This window comes from Labilibacter marinus, assembly GCF_001659685.2.
Taxonomy (GTDB): domain Bacteria; phylum Bacteroidota; class Bacteroidia; order Bacteroidales; family Marinilabiliaceae; genus Saccharicrinis; species Saccharicrinis marinus.
On sequence record NZ_LXYE02000018.1, the window covers coordinates 1 to 23,642 of the forward strand.

Annotated in this window: 18 protein-coding genes; 2 read left to right on the plus strand and 16 right to left on the minus strand. The window is 36.7% G+C overall.

Annotated elements, in window-relative coordinates; translation table 11 throughout:
- Positions 1-356: 356 nt before the first annotated feature.
- The 16 genes from A8L32_RS07500 to A8L32_RS07575 form a co-directional block, all read right to left on the minus strand.
- Positions 357-773 carry a DUF6146 family protein gene (locus tag A8L32_RS07500; RefSeq protein ID WP_066629652.1) on the minus strand — a complete coding sequence of 139 codons (417 nt, stop codon included), beginning with the start codon at positions 771-773 and terminating at the stop codon, positions 357-359.
- An 87-nt stretch (positions 774-860) separates the two neighbouring features.
- Entirely contained in the window at positions 861-1,967 is a 1,107-nt protein-coding gene (gene carA / locus A8L32_RS07505; RefSeq protein ID WP_233145464.1) for a glutamine-hydrolyzing carbamoyl-phosphate synthase small subunit, read from the minus strand.
- 341 nt (positions 1,968-2,308) lie between these two features.
- Entirely contained in the window at positions 2,309-3,649 is a 1,341-nt protein-coding gene (locus A8L32_RS07510; protein WP_066629655.1) for a citrate synthase, read from the minus strand.
- A 9-nt stretch (positions 3,650-3,658) separates the two neighbouring features.
- Positions 3,659-4,993 carry an argininosuccinate lyase gene (gene argH / locus A8L32_RS07515; RefSeq protein WP_066629658.1) on the minus strand — a complete coding sequence of 445 codons (1,335 nt, stop codon included), beginning with the start codon at positions 4,991-4,993 and terminating at the stop codon, positions 3,659-3,661.
- A 201-nt stretch (positions 4,994-5,194) separates the two neighbouring features.
- Entirely contained in the window at positions 5,195-6,277 is a 1,083-nt protein-coding gene (locus A8L32_RS07520; protein WP_066629660.1) for a M20 family metallo-hydrolase, read from the minus strand.
- Entirely contained in the window at positions 6,277-7,056 is a 780-nt protein-coding gene (argB, locus tag A8L32_RS07525; RefSeq protein ID WP_066629959.1) for an acetylglutamate kinase, read from the minus strand. Before argB ends, A8L32_RS07520 begins: the two co-directional genes overlap by 1 nt.
- 91 nt (positions 7,057-7,147) lie before the next feature.
- On the minus strand, positions 7,148-8,101 hold the full coding sequence (locus tag A8L32_RS07530; RefSeq protein ID WP_066629663.1) for an N-acetylornithine carbamoyltransferase: 954 nt from the start codon (positions 8,099-8,101) through the stop codon (positions 7,148-7,150).
- A gap of 70 nt (positions 8,102-8,171) precedes the next feature.
- On the minus strand, positions 8,172-9,419 hold the full coding sequence (locus tag A8L32_RS07535) for a glutamate-5-semialdehyde dehydrogenase (protein ID WP_066629666.1): 1,248 nt from the start codon (positions 9,417-9,419) through the stop codon (positions 8,172-8,174).
- A 24-nt stretch (positions 9,420-9,443) separates the two neighbouring features.
- Complete coding sequence (proB, locus tag A8L32_RS07540) at positions 9,444-10,529, minus strand: glutamate 5-kinase (protein ID WP_233145465.1); 1,086 nt, start codon at positions 10,527-10,529, stop codon at positions 9,444-9,446.
- 63 nt (positions 10,530-10,592) lie between these two features.
- On the minus strand, positions 10,593-11,393 hold the full coding sequence (gene proC, locus A8L32_RS07545; RefSeq protein WP_066629675.1) for a pyrroline-5-carboxylate reductase: 801 nt from the start codon (positions 11,391-11,393) through the stop codon (positions 10,593-10,595).
- 63 nt (positions 11,394-11,456) lie between these two features.
- The gene (locus A8L32_RS07550) at positions 11,457-12,044 is read right to left on the minus strand and encodes an NUMOD4 domain-containing protein (protein ID WP_066629677.1); all 588 of its coding nucleotides are present in this window, start codon (positions 12,042-12,044) and stop codon (positions 11,457-11,459) included.
- A gap of 53 nt (positions 12,045-12,097) precedes the next feature.
- Positions 12,098-13,219 carry an aspartate aminotransferase family protein gene (locus A8L32_RS07555; protein WP_066629679.1) on the minus strand — a complete coding sequence of 374 codons (1,122 nt, stop codon included), beginning with the start codon at positions 13,217-13,219 and terminating at the stop codon, positions 12,098-12,100.
- Between the two features lie 197 nt (positions 13,220-13,416).
- Positions 13,417-14,382, minus strand: a complete 966-nt coding sequence (gene argC / locus A8L32_RS07560; RefSeq protein ID WP_066629961.1) for an N-acetyl-gamma-glutamyl-phosphate reductase — start codon at positions 14,380-14,382, stop codon at positions 13,417-13,419.
- 7 nt (positions 14,383-14,389) lie between these two features.
- Positions 14,390-15,592, minus strand: a complete 1,203-nt coding sequence (locus A8L32_RS07565) for an argininosuccinate synthase (RefSeq protein ID WP_066629682.1) — start codon at positions 15,590-15,592, stop codon at positions 14,390-14,392.
- A gap of 50 nt (positions 15,593-15,642) precedes the next feature.
- Positions 15,643-16,323, minus strand: coding sequence for a GNAT family N-acetyltransferase (locus A8L32_RS07570; RefSeq protein ID WP_066629685.1), 681 nt, complete (start codon positions 16,321-16,323; stop codon positions 15,643-15,645).
- A 25-nt stretch (positions 16,324-16,348) separates the two neighbouring features.
- Positions 16,349-16,825, minus strand: a complete 477-nt coding sequence (locus A8L32_RS07575) for an arginine repressor (protein WP_066629688.1) — start codon at positions 16,823-16,825, stop codon at positions 16,349-16,351.
- Between the two features lie 282 nt (positions 16,826-17,107).
- Between A8L32_RS07575 and carB the strand changes: the two genes are divergently transcribed.
- Both carB and A8L32_RS23510 read left to right on the plus strand, forming a co-directional pair.
- Entirely contained in the window at positions 17,108-20,332 is a 3,225-nt protein-coding gene (carB, locus tag A8L32_RS07580) for a carbamoyl-phosphate synthase (glutamine-hydrolyzing) large subunit (protein WP_066629691.1), read from the plus strand.
- 279 nt (positions 20,333-20,611) lie between these two features.
- Complete coding sequence (locus A8L32_RS23510; protein ID WP_066629694.1) at positions 20,612-23,242, plus strand: T9SS type A sorting domain-containing protein; 2,631 nt, start codon at positions 20,612-20,614, stop codon at positions 23,240-23,242.
- The last annotated feature ends 400 nt before the right edge of the window (positions 23,243-23,642 follow it).

The following is a 23,642-nucleotide window of genomic DNA, read 5'->3' on the forward strand; positions in this document are numbered from 1 at the left end:
TAGAATTGGTATTAAAGGGTGTTTGAGAGTTGTACAGATTCTGTTAACAAGGTGAAATACCAATTAAATAGTTTATTTGAGCTGCAGGGTAAGTATATAGTTATCATCCCACACGCAAGGATAGCAAATGCAGCGCCAACTTAATAGCTAAGTTTTATACTTGTTTATCCTGTCTGCAACACTTGAGACATGATTTACAAGATGAACATGATTAAAACGAATTACATTTGCACTAACAGAGTAAGCATTGATCTAATCCACTATCAACCTATTGACCTAACCACCCTACTTACCTTCTACAAATAATAATTAAAACAACCTTAACAAGCAGATACAAGCATGGTTAATGTGGCACCTTAGCGTGCAGTTCTCCCTCTCCTGACTAATACAATACCATATTCTCTTTCGATAAATAGGAAGTAATAATACAGTTGATAATTTAAGTCTATGCCATAATCTATTTGCGCGCTATAATCAATTTGGGTTTCATAAAAATCACCGTACCGTATTGGATTACTATGTCTAATATTCCACTCTGTTACATATCGCATGTTCCAATTTTGGTAATATTCGTTACTATAGAATTCTTTGGCTGGTTGGGTGGCCAAAAAACTATTATATCTAACATCAAAAATAATCAGTTCATACTCTGTTGAATCCTTAGCCGCTTCGTTTATTTGCGCCGTTTCTGTATCTCCTTTTGCAACAGGTTTTGTAGTATTACATGCCAAAGCAATAAACAGAATAATAATGATCACAGGAAGATTTCTCATGGTAAATAGTTTTGGTGATTAGTTAAAGGTACAAAAAAAGCCCCAAGATAAAATCAAGGGGCTTTGTAGATTCCGAAAGCGGAATATTTATTTTTTATATTCTTCAATCAAGCTAATAAAATCATCGAATAAAAACTCGGTATCCGTTGGACCAGAAGAAGCTTCTGGGTGAAACTGAGTAGAGAAGAATGGTTTAGACTTGTGCTTGATACCTTCGTTACTTTTGTCGTTGATATGTACAAATAAAGGTTCCCAATCGTCTGTTAACGAATCATTATCTAATGCATAACCGTGGTTTTGCGAAGTAATAAAACAGTTATCAGTACCTACTTTAATTACTGGGTGATTATGGGCACGATGTCCATACTTTAATTTGTATGTGCTACCTCCAGAGGCGATACCTAACAATTGATTTCCTAAACAGATACCAAAAATAGGCTTACCAATTTCTATTGCTTTTTTGATATGCTCCACCGTAATTGCACACATTTCTGGGTTACCTGGTCCATTAGAAAGCATGATACCATCATAATCCTCTTGTGTAAAATCGTAATCCCAAGGCACTACTGTTACTGTAGTATCTCTATTTAAAAGACAACGTAAAATATTGTATTTTGCTCCTGTATCTACTAAAACAACTTTATTTTTTCCGTTTCCGTAAACCTTGCGCTCTTTAGTACTCACTTGAGCTACCAAATTATCGAAGTTAGGATCGTACTGCTCGATATCTTTATCTTCATCAACAATTATCTTACCTAACATAGATCCTTTTTCTCTCAGGATTTTAGTTAAGGCACGCGTATCGATATCGAAAATACCTGGAATTTCATTTTGAATTAACCACTCACGTAATGAGTTCTCAGCATTCCAATGGCTATATTCAAATGAGTAATCAGAAATTATTAGTCCAGAAATATGAATCTGATCTGATTCATAAAACAAAGGAATTCCATGTTCGTCTTTACCATTTTTAGGCACTCCATAATTACCAATTAAAGGGTAAGTAGAGACTAAAATCTGACCTTTATACGATGGATCTGTTAAACTTTCAGGATAACCTGTCATTGCGGTGTTGAAAACAACCTCACCAGCAATTGATTTATGATATCCAAACGACTTTCCTTCAAAGACAGTTCCATCTTCGAGCACCAACTTAATTCCTTTTACTTCAGGCATAACATCAAGATAATCCATTATTTTATGTTGGAGATTTATTTTGCAGTATCTGCTAAGTCAAACTCCAATTTTTATATCGGGCGCAAAGGTAGTAAATAAATATATTTCCCACTAATAAAAGATTTAAAAATGCATATATATTAACTATATTCTAACATTATGAATAAATATACACTACGGAAATACGTAAGAGGAAATAGTAATTTACAAATGCATCGTAGAAGTTATAATGATGCACATAATATAGGTAGGGAGTTTGCATATAACAATCTACACAAAGCAAAAATTTAAACGTAAAAAAGGCTGTCTGATCTTTTCCCCCACAGACAGCCTTTTCATTACCCAATCAACAAAAACACTTATCTCGATTCCAAAGGAAGATAAGTAGATCGATCAATTACACACTTGTATGCCGGACGAATAATACGACGGCTCGAGAATGTAACCTCCTCTATACGATGTGCTGCCCATCCTGCGATTCTGGCAACAGCAAATATTGGAGTATATATTTCTTTAGGGATTTTGATACATTCGTATACAAATCCTGAATAAAAGTCAACGTTAGCGCAAATTACTTTGGCATTTTCACCTTTAAACTGATAGAATACTTCTGGTGCTAATTCCTCGATAAGTTCGTACAATTTAAACTCATCCATTCTACCTTTTTCATCCGCTAATTCTCTTGCTTTCTCTTTTAATAGAACGGCACGAGGATCAGATAAAGTATAAATAGCATGACCAATTCCGTAAATTTTACCTGTTTGATCAAATGCTTGCTTGTTTAATAATTTCAATAGGTATTCAGAAACTTCTTTTTTATCGCTCCAATCCTTAACGTTTTCTTTGATATTATTCATCATATCAATCACCTTAAGGTTTGCACCTCCATGTAGTCCACCTTTAAGAGAACCTAATGCAGCAGCAATGGCAGAATAAGTATCTGTTTGAGCAGAACTTACCACTCTGGTAGTAAATGAAGAGTTATTACCACCACCATGCTCAGCGTGAATAACCAACGATAAATCAAGCAAATCAGCTTCAAGCTTCGTATAATCTTTTCCTTTTAACATATAAAGGAAATTCTCCGCTAAACTTAAATGCTTTTGTGGGTGACGAATAATCAAAGATTTACGCTGGAATGAATGACGCATTCCGTAGTAAGCATAAGCTACAATAACTGGAAACTTAGCAATTAAGCTAATGGCTTGTTTCATTAAATTCACTTCGCTAAAATCTTCAGCATCTTCGTCGGCAGCATACAGACCTAATACAGATCTAGCTAGCATATTCATTACATCACGTCCACGTAATGAAAGAATCATATTTTTAGAGAAGAATGGAGGTAACTCACTTTGTTCTGCCAAATACTCAGTAAAATCAGTTAATTCTGTTGAGTTTGGAAGCTGACCTGTTAATAACAAATAAGCTGTTTCTTCAAAACCATGACGACCAGTTGAAAGGAATCCTTTAGATAGGTCTTTAAGTTCAATACCACGATAGTAAAGCTCACCCTCTCTTGGGATTAACTTACCATCTTTGTTATCGTATCCAACTACATTACCTATATGAGTTAAGCCAACCAGTACACCAGAGAAATCCGAATTACGCAAGCCCCTCTTAACACCCATTTGGTCAAAAAGTCCTTTTTCGATTTCACATGATTGTACGGCCATCTTAGCCAAGTTTTCCAATAATACCATACTTCTATTTTATTTCTTACTTAAAGTGTTAATTGCCTCATTAACTTTTTTAAAGTTAAACTCGTTAATGATGCCTTCCATTTTTAGTTTCACCTGAGGGTTACACAGATTACCTATGGTTCCTTCGTGTGAATGTTCAACGGTTAATTCTGGTTCAAATTTTCCTTCCTCAATCATCCCTCCAATTTGCTTGTATGCATCTCTAAAAGGTACACCTTGCAAAACCAGTTTATTCACCTCTTCAACACTAAATGCATATTTGTACATTTCGTTGTTGAGAACATCTTTTGTAATCGAGATATTATTTACCGCAAAAGTAGCTAAGTCTAAACAACTTATTAGCTCATCAAAGGCAGGTAAAAAAGTCTCTTTTATCAGTTGAAGATCTCTGAAATATCCTGTAGGAAGATTTCCGGTAATCATTCCAATGGAATCAGGAAGAGCCTGCAATTGATTGCACTTTGCTCTAATCAACTCAAAAACGTCAGGATTTTTCTTGTGTGGCATAATACTCGACCCAGTTGTCAACTCATTAGGCAAGCTTAAAAATCCAAAATTCTGACTCATATATAAACAAGCATCTGTAGCAAATTTTCCCACCGTATAGGCAACAGAACTTAACGCCATAGATACATTTTTCTCTGTTTTCCCTCTTCCCATTTGGGCATAAACTACATTGTAGTTCATATTGTCAAAACCTAAGAGGTCGGTTGTCATCTGTCTGTTTAAAGGAAAACTACTTCCGTAACCAGCCGCTGCTCCTAATGGATTTTGGTTGGTTATTTTCCAAGCAGCCTTTAACATTTGCATGTCATCCGTCAAGCTTTCTGCATATGCACCAAACCATAATCCAAATGACGATGGCATAGCTACCTGTAAATGCGTATACCCCGGAATTAAACAGTCTTTATAATTTTCACTTTGAGTTTGTAGTGCCTCAAAAAACTCTTTTACAGCTTCTACAACCTCTTCAATTTTACTTCGGATAAACAATTTAAGATCCAATAGAACTTGATCATTTCTAGATCTTCCGCTATGCACCTTTTTTCCCACATCACCCAAACGCTCTGTTAACATCATCTCTACCTGCGAGTGCACATCTTCAACACCATCTTCAATTTTAAAATTGCCAGCTATTGCATCGGCGTATATATTTTGAAGTTCTACTAAAAGCTCTTCAAGCTCACTTTTTTCAAGTAAACCTACGCTTTCTAGCATCGTAATGTGAGCCATGGTGCCAATAACATCAAAAGGAGCAAGGTAAAGATCCATTTCTCGGTCTTTGCCAACTGTAAAGCTTTCTACTTTATCGTTTACTTTTATTCCTTTATCCCAAAGTTTCATTCAATATAATTTTCGCACAAAAATACTTCAAACACATTCGTAAATGATTGTATTTTATAGATGTTAAGCCCCAATATTTAATGGTGGTAATTACGGATTGTTAATTGCGTTATCCTTGTTTCTTATAATTGAGGCAAATATAATTTAATAAACTTACAAATTCAAATTAACTTTTCATTTTTATGACATTTGTCACATTTTTTAACTTTTACTATAATCTCTTATCTCTAAGCCATTTAGAAGCTCATAATAGATCTTAACACCTTCTTTAATTTCACTTAATTTAATATACTCATCAGCCGTATGCGATCGAGCAGAATCTCCAGGTCCCATTTTTAAAGTAGTAAAACTCATAAGAGCCTGATCTGAAGTGGTTGGCGAACCATAATAAGTCCTTCCTATTTCTAATCCTCTATTTACTACAGGATGATCTAGCGGTATATACGAGCTATTTAAACGAGTACTTCTTGGCGTAGCTGTACACTTTACTTTGCTCTGAATAATATCCGCAGCTTGTTGGTTGCTATACTTCTCATTAAGTCTCACATCAACTACAAATTTACACGAATCAGGAACCACATTATGCTGCGTTCCTGCATTAATCTGAGAAACCGTCATTTTCACAGGGCCAAAAAGATCAGAAACCTCTGGGAATTGATAGTTTTTAAACCATTCAATATCTTGCAGTGCTTCGTATATCGCATTTAAACCTTCGTCTCTGGCAGCATGACCTGCCTTACCCTTGGCTTCGCAATCCAACACAAGCAATCCTTTTTCGGCCACCGCCATTTGCATTTGCGTAGGCTCTCCTATAATTCCCAAATCGATAGTGCCAATTTCTTCAAAAAGCTGAGCCACACCATTACGTCCCGAAATCTCCTCTTCCGCTGTAGCGGCATAAACCAAATTAAAAGGCTGCTCAGTTTCTGAAAGCAGTAAGAACGTAGCTAGTAAGGAAACCAGTGGCCCCCCAGCATCATTACTTCCCAAACCATACAACACATCTCCCTCCAAAGTTGGCTCAAACGGAGCGTAAGTCCACTTCGAAGACGGCTTAACGGTATCGATATGCGAATTCAGTAAAATAGTTGGTTTACTATCCACTTTATCAGCAGACCAAACCCAAATATTATTCATTTTGCGATTGGTCTTTAATCCTTTGTTTTTAAGAAAAGATTCCATTAAATCAGCAGCAGCATCTTCTTGCTTGCTCAACGACTCAATGGATATTAATTGTTTCAGAAGTTCAATAACTTCGTTTGCTATGGTCTGAAATTTATCCATTATCCGTTTGTTAATAGTGTACCTGAATTCAAACCACCTTTTAAACCTTGCGTATTGGTTATATTCACTTTTTTAACTCCGCTGTTTAAGGCGTTAAACCCGTTATCCAATTTTGGAATCATACCTTCAGCAATAACCCCTGTTGTTTGATGTTCTTTAAAAAGCGAGTGTGTTAAATTTTCAATAACCGCATCGTCATCATCAGGATTGCTTAGCACACCTTTCTTTTCGAAACAATACACTAAGTTTACACTAAAATGCTCCGCCAATGCACATGCTAAAGACGAAGCCATGGTATCAGCATTGGTGTTTAGCATAATTCCGTTTCCATCATGCGTAAGTGGAGCTACCACAGGAACCACATTTTTATTAATCAACTCTTTCAACTCCTCCACTTGCACAGAAACCACATCGCCAACATATCCATAATCGATATCTTTAACAGGACGTTTTACGGCTTTGATTAAATTCAAATCCGCTCCTGTTAAACCAATGGCATTGGCCCCTTTGGCCTGAAGTGAAGCAACGATATTTTTATTTACCAAGCCAGCGTACACCATAGTAACCACTTTTAGTGTTTCGATATCAGTAATTCGTCTACCTTCCACCATTTGTGTTTTTATACCTAACTGTTCAGCCACTTTAGTAGCTGAGCGCCCACCTCCGTGAACCAATATTTTCAAACCTGGCAGAGCAACAAAATCAGTTAAAAGTTCTTGTAACGATTCTGGTGTTTCAACAACTTTTCCTCCAACTTTAACTATGGTAATATCTTGCATGTTTTTTATATCAAACATCAAGCATCAAGACTAACTAATAGCTTTGATGCTTGATTAAATAATTTATCATTTAAACGAAATCTGCAGACTTTTACTTCTGCAAAGATTCCAACATTCTTTTAATCACCGTTTGTGCAGAAACAACTCTATTAGCCGCCTCTTGAACCACTAAAGAATTTTCACTTTCTATCACACCATCGGTAACAATCATATTTCTTCGAACTGGTAAACAGTGCATAAACTTGGCGTTATTTGTAAGCGCCATTTTTTCTTCATTCACCGTCCAGTCTTTATCTTCACAAACCACCTGTCCGTAATCTTTGTACGACGACCAGTTTTTAGCATAAATAAAATCAGCACCTTCAAAAGCTTTTCTTTGGTTGTGTTCTACCGTAACACCTTCCGTAAACTCATCTGCCAATTCATACCCTTCAGGATGTGTAATTACAAACTCAACATCTGATTCTTTCATCCATTCCGTAAAAGAATTGGCTACAGCTTGAGGCAAAGCACGTGGATGTGGAGCCCAAGTCAACACCACTTTAGGGCGAGCCTTAGTTTTATGCTCTTCGATAGTAATTAAATCGGCAAAAGCTTGCAGTGGATGACGGGTTGAAGATTCTAGACTTATTACAGGAACACCAGAATATTGTATAAACTGATTGATTACTCTTTCGCTATAATCATCCTCTTTATTTTCGAAAGTTGCGAACGAACGAACTCCAATTAAATCACAATACTGACCGATTACTGGAACAGCTTCTTTGATATGCTCTGGCTTATCACTATCCATCACAACACCCATTTCGGTTTCTAACTTCCAGCCATCTTTATTAATATCTAGCACCATCACATTCATTCCCATGTTCATGGCAGCTTTCTGTGTACTTAGGCGAGTTCTTAAACTAGAATTAAAAAATACCAAAATAATGGTTTTGTTTTTTCCTAAATCCTGGAATGCGTAGGGATTATTTTTTACTTCAAACGCATCTTTAAGCGCTTGTTTTAAATCCCCTATATCGTCAACTTTTAAATATCTTTTCATTTTTATAAGTATAAAGATTAAAGTATAAAGACAAAGACCAAATAAGCTTCATCTTCTTGCCAAGCTTACCTTACGGTCTGGCGTTTCCGTTTCCTTTGATTAACCACTTATAGCTAGTTAGTTCGCGCAAAGCCATTGGTCCGCGAGCATGCAACTTTTGCGTACTGATACCAATTTCGGCACCTAAACCAAATTGAGCCCCATCGGTATAAGCCGTTGATGCATTTGAATATACTGCTGCTGCATCCACTTCGTTAAAAAAACGTTGAATAACTTCTGCATCTTCCGCAACAATGGCTTCGCTATGCTTAGAGCTAAACTTATAAATATGATCCAATGCAGTATCTAAACTATCTACCGTTTTGATAGACATTTTATGTGATAAAAACTCTGTACCAAAAGATTCTTCAGTTGCTTTTTGTAATAATGAAGCAGGATACTTCCCTTCTAATGCTGCATACGCATCTTCATCAGCAAATATCTCCACATCAAAAGCTTTCATACCATCCACCATTTCTACTAAGTTGGATAATTGATCCTTATGCAGTACCAAACAGTCCAATGCATTACATACACTAACTCTTCTGGTTTTAGCATTTACCACAACACTGGTTGCCTTCTTCAAGTCTGCCGTAGCATCCACATAGGTATGAACAATACCAGCACCAGTTTCAATTACTGGAATATTAGCATTTTCACGTACCGAATTTATTAAGTTCTGCGAACCTCTTGGAATCAAGATATCCACATAACCTACAGCATTCATCAACTCTGTTGCTGCAGACCTATCTGGAGGTAACAATTGTAAAACCTCAGGATTGAAACCTTCCTCTTTTAACACCTTATGTATTAAGGTTGCAATAGCTTTATTTGAGAATGCAGCATCACTACCTCCTTTAAGTACACAGGCGTTTCCTGATTGCATACAAAGTGAAAATACATCGAAAGTAACATTAGGACGAGCTTCGTAAATAACGCCAATTACACCCAATGGCACACGAACTTTTTGCAAATCCATGCCATTATCCAACTTCTTTTCTTCCAACACTTCTCCTACAGGAAAAGGAAGTTGAGCTACATTTCTAATATCCGATGCAATACCTTCAATTCGATCTTTGTTTAGCATTAAGCGGTCGAATTTGGGATCGTTAATATCCATACGATCCAAATCCTTTTGGTTAGCTTCCAAAAGTTCTGGAATGTTTTTCTCGGCTTCTTCTGCTAGTTTATTTAACAGCTGAATAATATCTGCCTGACTCACGCGGGATAATCCACGGGCGGCATCTTTAACTTTTTCGAATTGAGGTAAACACTGCATTGTATATTAGATTTTGGATTTTACTTAATTTTTTTCTGAAAATAAATACAAATAATCGTAATGAATGAGCGGTTGATACTTCACGTCATCCATATGATCATTTGCTTTTTTTCTATCGTATTTAGCTCTGCCTATTCCCACGGCATTACCGTCTTCGGTGATGATTTTAAGCAAATCTCCTTTTTTAAAATCACCATTTAATTTTGTAACACCTGCCAGCAACAAACTTGTTGCTTTATCAGAATTGAGAGCTTCGTAAGCCCCTTCATTAATATGCACTTCTGCATTTGCAAAGGCCTCGGAGTATGCGATCCATTTTTTTACTGCAGGATATTTTTCTCCTGGAATAAAACGAGTATGCTCAATACTTTCTGCATTTTTATTTAAGTCCACTAGAATATTCTCACGAGTACCATTGGCAATGTGTACCGAGATACCCGAAGCAGCTGTCTTTTGCGCTATATGACATTTGGTTAACATACCTCCACGTCCAAAGTTTGATTTGGTGGTAGAAATATATTCCGAAAGATCTGCATTAGCACTATTAATGGTTCTAATCACCTCAGTACCTTCGGCCTTCGGATCGCCATTATAAATACCATTTATATTACTTAAAATAAACAAAGCCTCGCTGCTCATCATAGTAGCTAACAGACCTGCCAGTTCATCGTTATCCGTAAACATTAAAGCTGTTACAGATACTGCATCATTTTCGTTAATGATAGGAACAATTCCATTATCCCACAAGGTGGTAAGGCAATTTTTCATATTCAGATAATGCTCCCTCGACCTAAAATCTTGCTTGGTTACTAAAACCTGCGCACACTGAATCTGATGATTCTCAAATAATCCTGAATAGGTATTTAAAAGCTTCACCTGACCAACAGAAGAAAGCAATTGACGCGAAGATACCGTATCGGTTTTACGGTTTACCTGCACCATCGATCTTCCTGCAGCTACAGCACCCGACGAAACCAAAATAATCTTCTTGTTCTTTTGATGCAACTCTGCAATTTGATCAACCAAATGAGACATTCTATCGAAATGAAGCGTGCCATCATCCTTGGTTAATACATTAGAGCCTATTTTTATAATAATTGACTTAAACACTGAATTTATTTAGCTTATTGATATTGTTGCAATAATAATACTTAGTTTTTAGTAAGTCAATTACTATTTACCGTTTTCAATTTTATTGAAAGAGGTCAGTAGACCTTTAATTAACGACGAACTAAAACCTTGGTGTTCCATCTCATTTAATCCTGAAATAGTTATACCACGAGGCGTAGTTACTTTATCAATTTCATGCTCTGGATGCGAGCCTTCTTTTATTAATAAATCAGCGGCCCCCTTCACTGTTTGCGCTGCAATCTGTAAAGCTAAATCTGCCCCAAAACCTATTTCAATACCCCCTTGCGTAGCTGCACGCACAAACCTTAAAGCAAAAGCAATACCACAAGCTGCCAGTACTGTTGCCGATGCCATTAACTCTTCTGGAATAATTAAAGCCTGCCCTACTTGTTCAAATAAAGTAAGCACTACTTTTTCTTGCTCCTCGCTTGCTTTATGCGACGAAATACAAGTCATTGACTCGCCAATAGCAATAGCCGTATTAGGCATGGCTCTAAAAATGGCCAATTCCTTACCAAAATATTTTTCGATAGATGCAGCATCAACCCCAGTAGCTAAAGAAATAACCATGGCAGAATCTTTCACCACGGGACTTATCTCTTCTGTAATTTGTTGGATTTGATAGGGCTTAACACCTAAGAATATTATATCAGCATCTGCTGCAGCTTCCTTATTATCGGAAATAGTATTGATGCCTAATTCTTTAAGATTTTGAATCAGTTGTACTCGGCGACGAGTAACAGTAAGATTAGATGCAGGTACAATATTGGAATTTACAATTCCGTTTGCAATTGCTTGTCCTAAGTTTCCACCACCAATGATGGCAATTTTTTTATTATTCATAGTGAGCCTTTATTTGCTATTCGAGATTATTTGCAGAACAACAAAATAAAGGTCATCCTACAGCTAATACTCTACGCCGTCAATTTCAATTTTTACATGCCCCCAGTTTTCACCCGATTTAATTCGGTATAATTGCATTTCGCTAATACCAAATTGCTTGGCAATGATTTTCAAACGCGATTTGCGATTGGGATCAAATATTTTTCGTTTTAAACGCATTACCTCAGTTGAAGTAAGTTTGTGCCCTTGCACTGTTTTGCGTCCTTTTTGTTTTTCTCTTGCCTCAAGCACCAAAGGGTTGTGTTGCTGATGTGCAAATACTTCATCTTTAGTACTCCACCTTAAGTTATCTACAAAATTATTATTCTTATTGTAATCAATATGTATAACAAACTTAGCATCCACCTTAATGTGGGCAATAAAATATTGAGCTACTAACTTATGAATGTAATAGGTTTTTGACTTGCCGAAAGGTCGTACTGGTAGGGTAGCGTACCCTCTTAGTCTCCCGCCTTTTATCAGGCTGCCCTCTTTAAGCTCGTCTGCATAACTAATTACTCTTCCATAATTAGAAATGGCATACTTTTTTCTCAGTGCGCCTTCCTCAAATTGAATGTCCTTCCATTCTTCGTTCCAGAAAAATTTAACCATGACCTTGTCTTTTAAAATGTTAATAGAAAAAGAACATCAGGCCAATTGCACTCTTATAAAGAATCCGCTAGTTTATCCATAAATAAATCAGCTTCTTCAAGGCTTAAGTTTAATGGAGGTAATATTCGAATTGTATTTTTGCCTGATACTCCAGTAAAGATTTTGTCTTCAAAAAGAAGCTTTCGTCTTAACTCGACTATCTCATAATCAAATTCTAAGCCAATCATTAGGCCCTCACCTCGAATTTCACATCCTTTTAAGGTTTCTTTAGCTTTATTAATAATATGGTTACCAACTTCTCTGGCATTCTCCACCAAATTTTCCTTCTCAATCACCTCTAACACAGCTAATGCAGCAGCACAAGCCAAGTAATTTCCTCCAAAGGTAGTTCCTAGCATGCCAAACCATGGTTCAAACTTATTGGAGATAAGTACACCTCCAATTGGAAATCCATTGCCCATTCCTTTAGCCATGGTAACCAAATCAGGCTTTACATTACTATGCTGATAAGCAAAGAATTTACCTGAACGTCCGCACCCTGATTGTATTTCGTCTAAAATTAATATGGCCTCGTATTTTTTACACAACACCTCTAATTGCTCAAGGAAAGTAGCATCTGGAACGATAATCCCACCAATCCCTTGAATTCCTTCAATAATTACAGCACATACATCTTCATTTTGCAATTCTTTTTCAACGGCAGTTAAATCGTTTAACGGCAAAATAACCGACTCGTGATTGCTATTGATAGGAGCAATTATTTTAGGATTATCAGTAATAGCTACTGCGGCAGATGTTCTTCCATGAAACCCTTTTTCAAAGGAGATGACCTTTTTCTTACCTGTTACAAACGAAGCTAACTTCAAAGCATTTTCATTAGCCTCAGCACCTGAATTACAAAGGAATAAATCGTAATCATTTAAGCCAGAAACTTCGCCTAGCTTTTGGGCTAAATCTTTTTGCAACTGGTTTTGAACTGAATTGGAATAGAACCCAATTTTATTTAATTGCGTTGAAATTCGTTCAATATAATGAGGATGAGAATGACCAATACTGATAACAGCATGACCTCCATATAAATCTAAATACTTATTGTCGTCTTTATCCCAAATATAAGAACCTTGTGCTTTCACTGGCTCAATACTAAACAATGGGTATACATCAAATAATTTCATCTCATTAATATTTTTCAATGTTACTGATTTAAGAATAAGAATAGTCCTGTAGGGCTCTTGGCTTCCCTACAGGACTATTAACAAGTCTTCCTTTTAATAAATACACATTATTTAAATCTTTTTTTAGAATCGATATTCCTTAAATATTTAAATGATGTTTTAATTCCGAAGGTTAATGTATTGGTTAATACTCGGTTTTAAAATGCCACTGATTTAAGGCGAAGACCTGTTTTTTCTTCCAGTCCAAACATTAAGTTCATATTATGAACAGCTTGTCCTGATGCTCCTTTTACAAGATTGTCAATCATACTAATAACTAACAGCTTGTTGTCATGTTTTTCAACAAATAAAATTCCTTTGTTGGTATTTACCACTTGCTTCAGATGCGGGTTTATATCCGACACCGTTACAAATGGATGATTTTTATAATATTCTTTATATAGTGCTACTGCTTCTTCTTGCGTCATGTCACAATCAACATATGCTGTAGCCATAATTCCTCGAGCAAAATTTCCACGTACCGGAATAAAGTTTACCGGCTCGTTGAAACCATTTTGCAATTGCTTTAACGATTGTTTAATCTCGCCTAAATGCTGATGAGAAAAAGCTTTATATACAGATACATTATTGTTTCTCCAGCTAAAATGAGAAGTTGATGTTGGCTTTTGTCCCGCTCCAGTAGAGCCTGTTACCGCATTAACATGTACTTCGCTTAGTTTTTTAGCAGCCGCCAAAGGCAATAAGGCCAATTGAATAGCTGTAGCAAAACACCCTGGGTTGGCTATTTTATTAGCCGACTTAATAGCTTCCATATTTAACTCTGGCAAACCATAAACAAAGTCATTCCCTTCGCGCTCCAATCTGTAATCGTGACTTAAGTCGATGATTTTGATGTGGCTTGGAATCTCATTTTCTGTTAGAAACTCTACTGATTTTCCATGTCCCATGCACAAGAAAATAACATCTACTATGCTTGTGTCTAAATCCGGAACGAAAGTTAAATCTGTGTCGCCCAACAAATCAGTATGCACTGCTGAAATTGGATTGCCAGCATTACTTGTACTCTGAATACAGGTGATTTCTGCATTAGGGTGCGTTAGCAAAATCCTTAATAACTCACCTGCAGTATATCCTGCACCTCCTACTATTCCAACTTTAATCATCTGCTGCTTATTTAATATCAAGTTGACCTTCGTTAACTTTGTTGAATATCTTTAATTGGTTTCCAAGTATCGATGTAAATCCTTTTACATCATCTCCACTCCAACCTTTGTTTATTTCACCGTAATCACCAAAACCAGAGTTCATCAAGTCGTTATCCGACTCAATACCTACCAATTCGAAACGATATGGATGTAAACGAAGCGTTACTTTACCATTTACATTCTCCTGAGAGTTATCTAAAAACTTCTCGATATCACGCATTACCGGCTCTGTATATTGCGCTTCGTGCAACAACATTCCGTACCAGTTACTCAATTGCTCTTTCCAGTACATTTGCCACTTAGTAAGCGTATGCTTCTCTAATAAATGGTGTGCTTTAATTATTAACATCGGTGCTGCAGCCTCAAATCCTACACGACCTTTAATGCCAATAATAGTATCTCCTACATGTGTATCACGACCTATAGCATATGCACTACCAATTTCTTCAATTTTTCTTATGGCATCAATTCCTGTATCGAAAGTTTCGCCATTCACCGAAGCAATTTCACCTTTAGTAAACTCAATTACTAAATCTTCCGTTCCTTCCTTTTGCACTTGCGATGGATAAGCTTCCTCAGGCAATGTTTCGTTGGTAGTTAAAGTTTCTTTACCTCCAATACTTGTACCCCAAAGACCCTTATTAATGGAGTAATCCATCTTTTTCCAGTCCCTCTCTACACCATGCTTCTTTAAATAATCAATCTCTGCTTCACGCGAAAGCGTTAAATCACGAATTGGGGTGATAATTTCGATTTCTGGAGCAATGATTTGGAACGTTAAATCAAAACGAATTTGATCATTTCCTGCACCAGTACTTCCGTGAGCAATATATTTTGCGCCTATTTTTCTGGCATAATCAACAATGGCATAAGCCTGAAAAATTCTTTCGGAGCTTACAGATAATGGATAAGTATTGTTTTTAAGGATATTCCCGTATATCATATAACGGATACAATTACGATAATATATATCTGTTACATCCAAGGCTTCGTGTTGGGTAACCCCTAACTTGTATGCACCTTCCTCAATAGTTTGTAACTCGTCATTTGAGAAACCTCCTGTGTTCGCAATGGCCGAGTAAATATCAAGTCCTTTTTCGTGCTTTAAATATTTTACACAAAAAGAAGTATCTAAACCACCACTAAAAGCTAAAACTACTTTTTCCATTTCTTTATAATATTAATATGCGATGCCAACTAACCGCCTCGCATGCTTGTTTACGATATTAATTTAAGTTGTAATCTTTTTAAATAAGACAACTTACTACTTTCTTTCTTTTTATTTCCCTTAAGAAAAACGGACTGCTTAAACCTTAGCCAGCGCCCATATACGCCAATATTTTTGTCCTTTTCTTCATCTTTTATCTTTTCAGGATCATAAAGCATACCCGTACAAAGGCAATGACGACGATTTGTACGAACTAAAATGTCGTAATTGACACAGCTCTTACAGCCCTTCCAAAACATTTCATCATCGGTTAGCTCTGAAAATGTTACAGGCCTATAGCCTAGGTCTGAGTTAATTTTCATTACAGCCAAACCCGTTGTTAAACCAAACAATTTAGCTGCTGGAAACTTTTTACGCGATAACTCAAAGGCTTTTGATTTAATGGCTTTCGCTAAACCTTTGCCTCTAAAAGCATCTACCACAATAAGCCCTGAATTGGCCACAAACCTATCGTGCCCCCATGACTCTATATAGCAGAATCCAGCAAAAACACCTTTTTGTAAAGCAATGATGGCTTTGCCTTCGTTTATCTTTTGAATGATATAGCCAGGGCTACGCTTAGCAATACCAGTACCTCTTACCTTAGCGGCATCGGAAATGGTATTCAGAATTTCATCTACATACGTTAAATGAGATTCTCCTGCTACATCTATATTAAATTCTTCGATCATTGTTTATTCAACTCCTTCCAATCAACTATATAGCTTTATCCTTTAATCCAGGAATAAACATGGACAATATTTCAAGAATGTGACCTTTAGAAACACCTTCTCTGATAATCAATAAAATAGTATCATCACCTGCAATGGTACCTAAAATCTCATACGGATCGTGACTATCTATAATAGATGCAATTCCTCCTGCAAATCCAGGTCTGGTTTTTACAACCGCTAAACTCCCTGTAAAATCAATTGATTCAACTCCTCCAATAGGAAAATCGTCCTGAATCTCCTCATGCGCTTTCGATCCACCCGAAGGTAATTCGTATACATACCCTTTATCAGGATGAGGAATTTTGGCCACTTTTAAAAATTTAAGATCGCGCGACAAAGTAGCTTGGGTAGTCATAAATCCATCCTTCTCTAGAATAAGAAGAAGCTCTTCTTGACTACTCACTTTTTGCGAGCTAATGATATTTTGAATAGCTGCTAATCTTTGTGCTTTTATCTTCATTGTATAAATATTCAATTGCATTGCAAAAATATTCACTTTTTTAAAATATTCAAAGGGAATTTGCAAAATATTTGTATTTTTGCAGCCAATATAATTTGCGTAATTATGCGTTGTTGTTTAATTCACAGCATTTAAGCATAGTTTTAAAGGTAGGATTATACGTAGGATTAGGAAGAATAACTTAGAGAAACAGTGAACAATGTAAATTCTTAAAAGTTATTTTGTTAGAATAAAAAATGCATAAGAATACGATTACATCAATTTATAATAGCCATTAAGATAATGAACAAAGACATTAAAAAAGTAGTAATACTTGGTTCGGGTGCGCTAAAAATCGGCGAAGCAGGAGAGTTTGATTATTCAGGTTCACAAGCCCTTAAAGCATTAAAAGAGGAAGGTATTGAAACGGTTTTGGTTAATCCAAACATTGCCACTGTTCAAACATCGGAAAACATTGCCGATAAAGTTTACTTTTTACCTGTTACCCCTTATTTTGTAGAGGAGGTAATTAAAAGAGAAAAACCACAGGGTATATTATTGGCTTTTGGTGGACAAACAGCACTAAACTGTGGTACTAAACTTTATCAAGCTGGTACGCTAGAAAAGTACAACCTAGAAGTTTTAGGTACACCTGTTCAATCTATCATCAACACTGAGGATAGAGAGATTTTTGCAAACATACTTAGAGAAATTGATGTTAAAACTCCTGTGAGTTTGGCTGTAACATCGGTTGAAGAAGCAGTTAAAGCATCTAAAGAAATTGGATTCCCAATCATTGTTCGTGCAGCCTACACATTAGGAGGTATGGGTTCTGGGTTCTGTTATAACGAACAAGAGCTGATTGAAAGAGCTGAAAACGCTTTTTCTTACTCTAACCAGATTTTAGTTGAAGAATCACTTAAAGGTTGGAAAGAAGTTGAGTACGAAGTAGTACGTGACCGCCATAATAACTGTATTACAGTTTGTAACATGGAGAACTTCGATCCACTTGGAATACACACAGGGGAGAGTATTGTAATCGCTCCATCGCAAACATTATCAAATTCAGAATATCATAAATTACGTGAGTTAGCTATTAAAATTATCCGTCGTATCGGAGTAGTTGGTGAGTGTAACGTACAATATGCATTAGATCCTCACTCTGAAGATTACAGAGTAATTGAAGTAAACGCACGTTTATCTCGTTCTAGTGCCTTGGCATCTAAAGCAACAGGTTATCCTTTAGCATTTGTAGCTGCTAAATTAGGGTTAGGTTATGGATTACATGAGTTAAAGAACTCGGTAACCAAAACTACATCTACTTTCTTTGAGCCTGCTCTTGACTACGTTGTTTGTAAAATTCCTCGTTGGGATTTAAATAAATTCAACGGTGTAAGTAAGCAGATTGGTAGTAGTATGAAATCAGTTGGTGAAATCATGTCCATTGGTCGTACTTTTGAAGAGGCTATTCAAAAAGGTCTTCGTATGATTGGTCAGGGTATGCACGGGTTCGTGGCCAACCAACCATTAAAAGGTATTGATGTCAAGACTGAATTAGCAGAACCTACTGATCAACGTATCTATGCTATTGCAGAGGCCTTCCAAATGGGTATGACCATTCAGGAAATCCACGATCTGAGTAGAATTGACCACTGGTTCCTTGAGAAATTAAAGAACATCAGTAACATTGAAACGGAATTAAAGAAATTCGGTAAACTTGAAGAATTACCTTCAGACTTATTAAGAAATGCTAAACGCTCTGGATTCTCTGATTTCCAAGTTGCACGCTCTGTATTTAAAAGCACTAGCGAAGTAATTGGCGATGACTTATTAAAAGTAAGAGCTGAGCGTAAAAAACGTAATATATTACCTGTAGTTAAGCAAATTGACACCATGGCTGGTGAATTCCCTGCACAAATTAACTACTTGTACTTAACTTATAGCGGTAGCGAAAACGACATTGAATACGAAGCGGATAATAAATCGGTTGTTGTATTAGGTAGTGGTGCGTACCGCATTGGTTCTTCTGTTGAGTTTGACTGGTGTAGTGTAAATGCGCTAAACACTATTCGCGATCAGAAGTACCGATCAGTAATGATCAACTACAACCCAGAGACAGTAAGTACCGATTACGATATGTGTGATCGATTATACTTCGACGAACTTTCTTTAGAGCGTGTACTAGATATTATTGATCTTGAAACACCTAAAGGAGTTATTGTTTCAGTAGGAGGCCAGATCCCTAACAACTTAGCCATGAAATTAGACAAGCAAAATGTACCTATTTTAGGAACATCTGCTGCTAATATCGATGGTGCAGAAAACCGTCAGAAGTTCTCTGCTATGTTAGATAGCTTAGACATTGACCAACCACGTTGGAGTGAGTTAACTTCAGTTGATGACATCTTCAAGTTTGTTGATCAAGTAGGCTTCCCGGTGTTAGTTCGTCCTAGCTACGTACTTTCTGGTGCTGCCATGAATGTGGTAAGTAACAAGGACGAGTTAGAGCACTTTTTAACACTAGCAGCTAACGTATCTAAAGAATATCCAGTAGTAGTTTCTGAATTTATTGAAGAAGCCAAAGAAATTGAGGTAGATGCAGTAGCGAAAGATGGTGAGTTAGTAGCTTATGCGATTTCGGAGCACGTAGAGTTTGCCGGAGTTCACTCGGGTGATGCTACCATCGTATTCCCTCCTCAAAAACTATACATTGAGACCATGCGTCGCGTGAAGAAAATTGCTCGTGAGATTGCGAAAGCTTTAAATATCTCAGGACCTTTCAACATGCAGATTCTTGGTAAAAATAACGAGCTTAAAGTTATTGAGTGTAACCTAAGAGCTTCTCGTAGTTTCCCATTTGTTTCTAAAATTCTTAAGGTAAATCTTATCGATTTAGCCACGCAGGTAATGTTAGGAATGGATGTTGAGAAACCAAATAAAAACCTATTCGACCTAGATTGTGTAGGTATTAAAGCTTCACAATTCTCTTTTGCTCGTTTGGCTAAAGCCGATCCAGTATTAGGTGTTGATATGTCATCGACAGGTGAAGTTGGTTGTATTGGCGATAACTTCGACGAGGCTATTCTTACATCAATGCTTTCTGTAGGATACGAAATTCCTGAGAAAAACATATTGATTTCAGCAGGTCCACTTCGTTCTAAAATGGAACTATTAAGTGCAGCTAAAATACTTCAAGATAAAGATTACAAGTTATATGCCACCAGTGGAACTCAGAAATTCTTTGCTGAAAATGGCGTTGAAAGTGAGTTGGTTTACTGGCCAAGCGACGAAGGTAAAAAGCCTAATGCACTTGATTTAGTTAGAGATAAAAAATTAGACTTAGTAATTAACATTCCTAAGAACTTATCTAAAAGCGAGCTAAACAACGGTTACAAAATACGTCGTGGTGCTATCGATTTTAATATTCCTTTGGTTACAAACGCTCGTTTAGCAGGAGCTTTTATCAGAGCATTTGCAAAAATGGGTAAAGAGGATATTCCAATTAAAACTTGGCAAGAATACAAATAGAACACTTACCTATTATAGGTAATAGATATGAACAACAAAGCCACTGGGGATTTCCTCAGTGGCTTTGTTATTTTATAGAAACGCAGGAACAACCTTTTATTGTAAAAAAATAGCGATGTATAGTTTTAGTTAGAGGTAAAATAGATGTAGTAAAGTTCATGTTAAGTTACGTTTATTAAATATAGATGCACTGAATACTAGCTTAGTATCATAATTTAAATGCAGCCTCTCCATCAAAGGAAGGAGAGAATTTACAATCCCTTAAACATTATAATTAACATGAAAAAATCTACATTTTTTGTTGCTTTTTTGTTTTTAGCAACACAAATTTATTCGCAAGCTTTAGGCTGGAACAACAACCGTATTGCCGTAAGTGCAGACGGCAACAACCAACCCGACAACCTACACAAATGGCCTAAGGGCGACCCAGATGATTATGGAGGCACACCTGCAGCATTTGCTATGCTTGCAAAAGCAGAGCTACAAGAATATCTAGTACATTATTCCTACAACAACTTTATGGAAGCGCCAGCACACACAACGGCAACTAACCAAATGAAGATTGCGGCGGATTATGCCATCGCAAATTGGGGATTCGATGCTAGCACTAATGGTATTATGGATGCGTCGACAAATAACGCAGCTGCAGTAACGCATTTAGCCATCGAAATAGGTAAATCTACCGCTTCCGATCCTTTATATTATTTTAATATGGGACCATCGGAGATGTTTTATCGCGCAGTACAAAAAGCTATTGATAACGGCAAAATAGATAACCTTACGTATGTTCATATCATTTCGCATAGCGGATATAACGATAACCACTTACGCAGAGGGGATCCAAACTTTGACCTTCAGCCTGTAGCTGACGAAGATAAACACCACACCATGGACGAAGCGGTGGCATTAAGTGGCGACAGACTTAATTATCATAAAATAAAAGATCAAAATAGCTTAAGCGATAACGATGCTGGATTTGCTGCTAAAGAAGGTGGCGTATACGATTATTCCGTTTTTCACTGGATGCGTGATCACCAAGATCCGGGTGTAAAGTTTATTTACGACCGCATGGTAGTTTCTACAAAAGCCGATTGTTCAGATGCTGGAATGATTTTTTATCTTATTCAAAACGATGAAAATGGCAATTCGGTAAAATTTAAAAACTTCATTGGCAATGGAATTATGGAAGATATTCCTGTTCCTTCAGATTGTGAAGATGTCAGTTATAATGGAGTAGATGACTTTGACTTTACACAGGTGAGTGGTTTGGTGCCTTGCTATAAAGATGATAAATGGCCTTCTCAAAGATATTGTGTAGGCATCAATGCTGCTGCATATAAAGATCAATATGGAGCGGTCACTAAAGTTTTTGATGGAGAAACAGGAATGTATGATGTAACTATAACCTCGCTTTTAGAAACAGATGGCGAGTGCTCGTACCGATTAAGAGTAGGTGGAGAGTTGATAGGTGAATTCCAAAACATAGAGAGTACAACAGATTACACCAAATACACGCATACTTTTAAAGATGTTACCGTTAAAAATGGTGATGTTATCCAGGTTGAATCAAATACTCATTCAAATGGCAAGGTTTTAGAGAATGAGGATGAACCTGGTATATATGCATATGCTCGTGGCCGTTGGGAAACAATTGTTTTCACTTGTTTAGGAACAACAATCGATCCTGAAGATTGTAATGTCGAGGAAGAGGATGGACTTCTTGTTTTTGAAGCAGAACGCATTGAATTAAAAGGTTCATGGAAATTAGGTACTGATGAAACATTTGCTTCAGGTGGTAAATACATCTATTTCGATGGTGCAAATAAGTATCAAGGTGGTCCTGCCCCCGCAGAAGTATTAACATATTCGTTTAAAATTAATACTGCCGGAACTTACGCCTTTAGATGGTTTGTTCGTCAAAGCGAAGAGGAGCGAGGAAAAGTAACGGGACAACAAGGTACTGATTTAGCTAACGATGCATGGGTTTATTTTCAAGGAGACATTGGATTGTTAAAAGGAAATACACTTACATCTCCTGTTAAGTGCTTAGGCCGTAGTGATCCAGGATTTTGGTTAATGGGTAACGCCGAGCAAGACCATGAACAAGGAGAAATTAATGTCGCTTTTCCTGAAGCTGGAACTTACACAGTGGAAATTGGTGGTAGATCGCATGGATTTCAGATTGACAAAATTGTAATAGCCAAGAAAAGTGAATATAACTTATGGGATTACGTAAAAATGACAGAGGCAACAGCTGGTAAATACTGGTCTGAGACTTCTGATTGTGCCTCTACTCCAGATCCAAATCCAGATCCGGAACCTGAACCAGATGTTGAAAGTGTAAGTTTTGTAAACCCTCCTGCAGAAGTATCTACTGATGCAACAACCATTTCGCTAGATTACAACTACAGCGTAAATGAGGAAAGAAGGGTGTTTTTTGCTATTTACGATACCGGAGATAATTTTGTAAAAAACATTAGTGCTAGAATATCTGAGGGAAGTGGAACAGGTACACTAACAGTCACTTTGGATGCCCCATTAGCTATAGCTGAAAACTATATATTTAGAATGTTTTTACGTCCTTTAGTAGGTAACTACAGCACCAACTATGCCGCCATAGAACAAAATTTTAATGTTGTATCCGTAGTTACCGACATAAACGATGAAAGCACCAATTCTGGCAGCTTTAAGGCTTATCCAAACCCAGTAAAAAACACTCTTTTCGTTAATTTATCAGATTTTTCTGATGCAACTATCAGTGTAATTGACTTATCTGGACAAACGATTAAGTACACTACAGTTACATCAGAACTCACGCAAATAAACGTGTCAGATATAACTCCAGGAGTATACATACTCTCCGTAGAAAACCAATCTAAAAAGGAGCAAAAAAGAATATTAATTCATTAACATCATACCAAGTTTAAAATATAGCCACTGGGGATTTCCTCAGTGGCTTTTGTTTTTATATATGCATTGTTTCTCTGCCTGTTCACTAAAAAAGTTAACCTTAAATTAGGCTCTCCTCAAAAAAAATCCTTTACTTTGCATCATCATGAAGACGCTCTATTACATATCGCCCTCAGTCTATTGTACCACTTGGTAAATAGACTTCCTCTTCTTATGAGGCGGTTGTAGTTATTCCATTCATTTTATTTATTCAAAACATACATCCTAAAACAAGGGCTGTATACATTTCAATTATTTATTAATCACTAAAAATTAATTTTATGAAGTCTTATCAAAACATTTCAGTTTCCGTGTGTGTGCACACTCCAAATTACCTTTTCATTATTGCTAAACAAGCAAG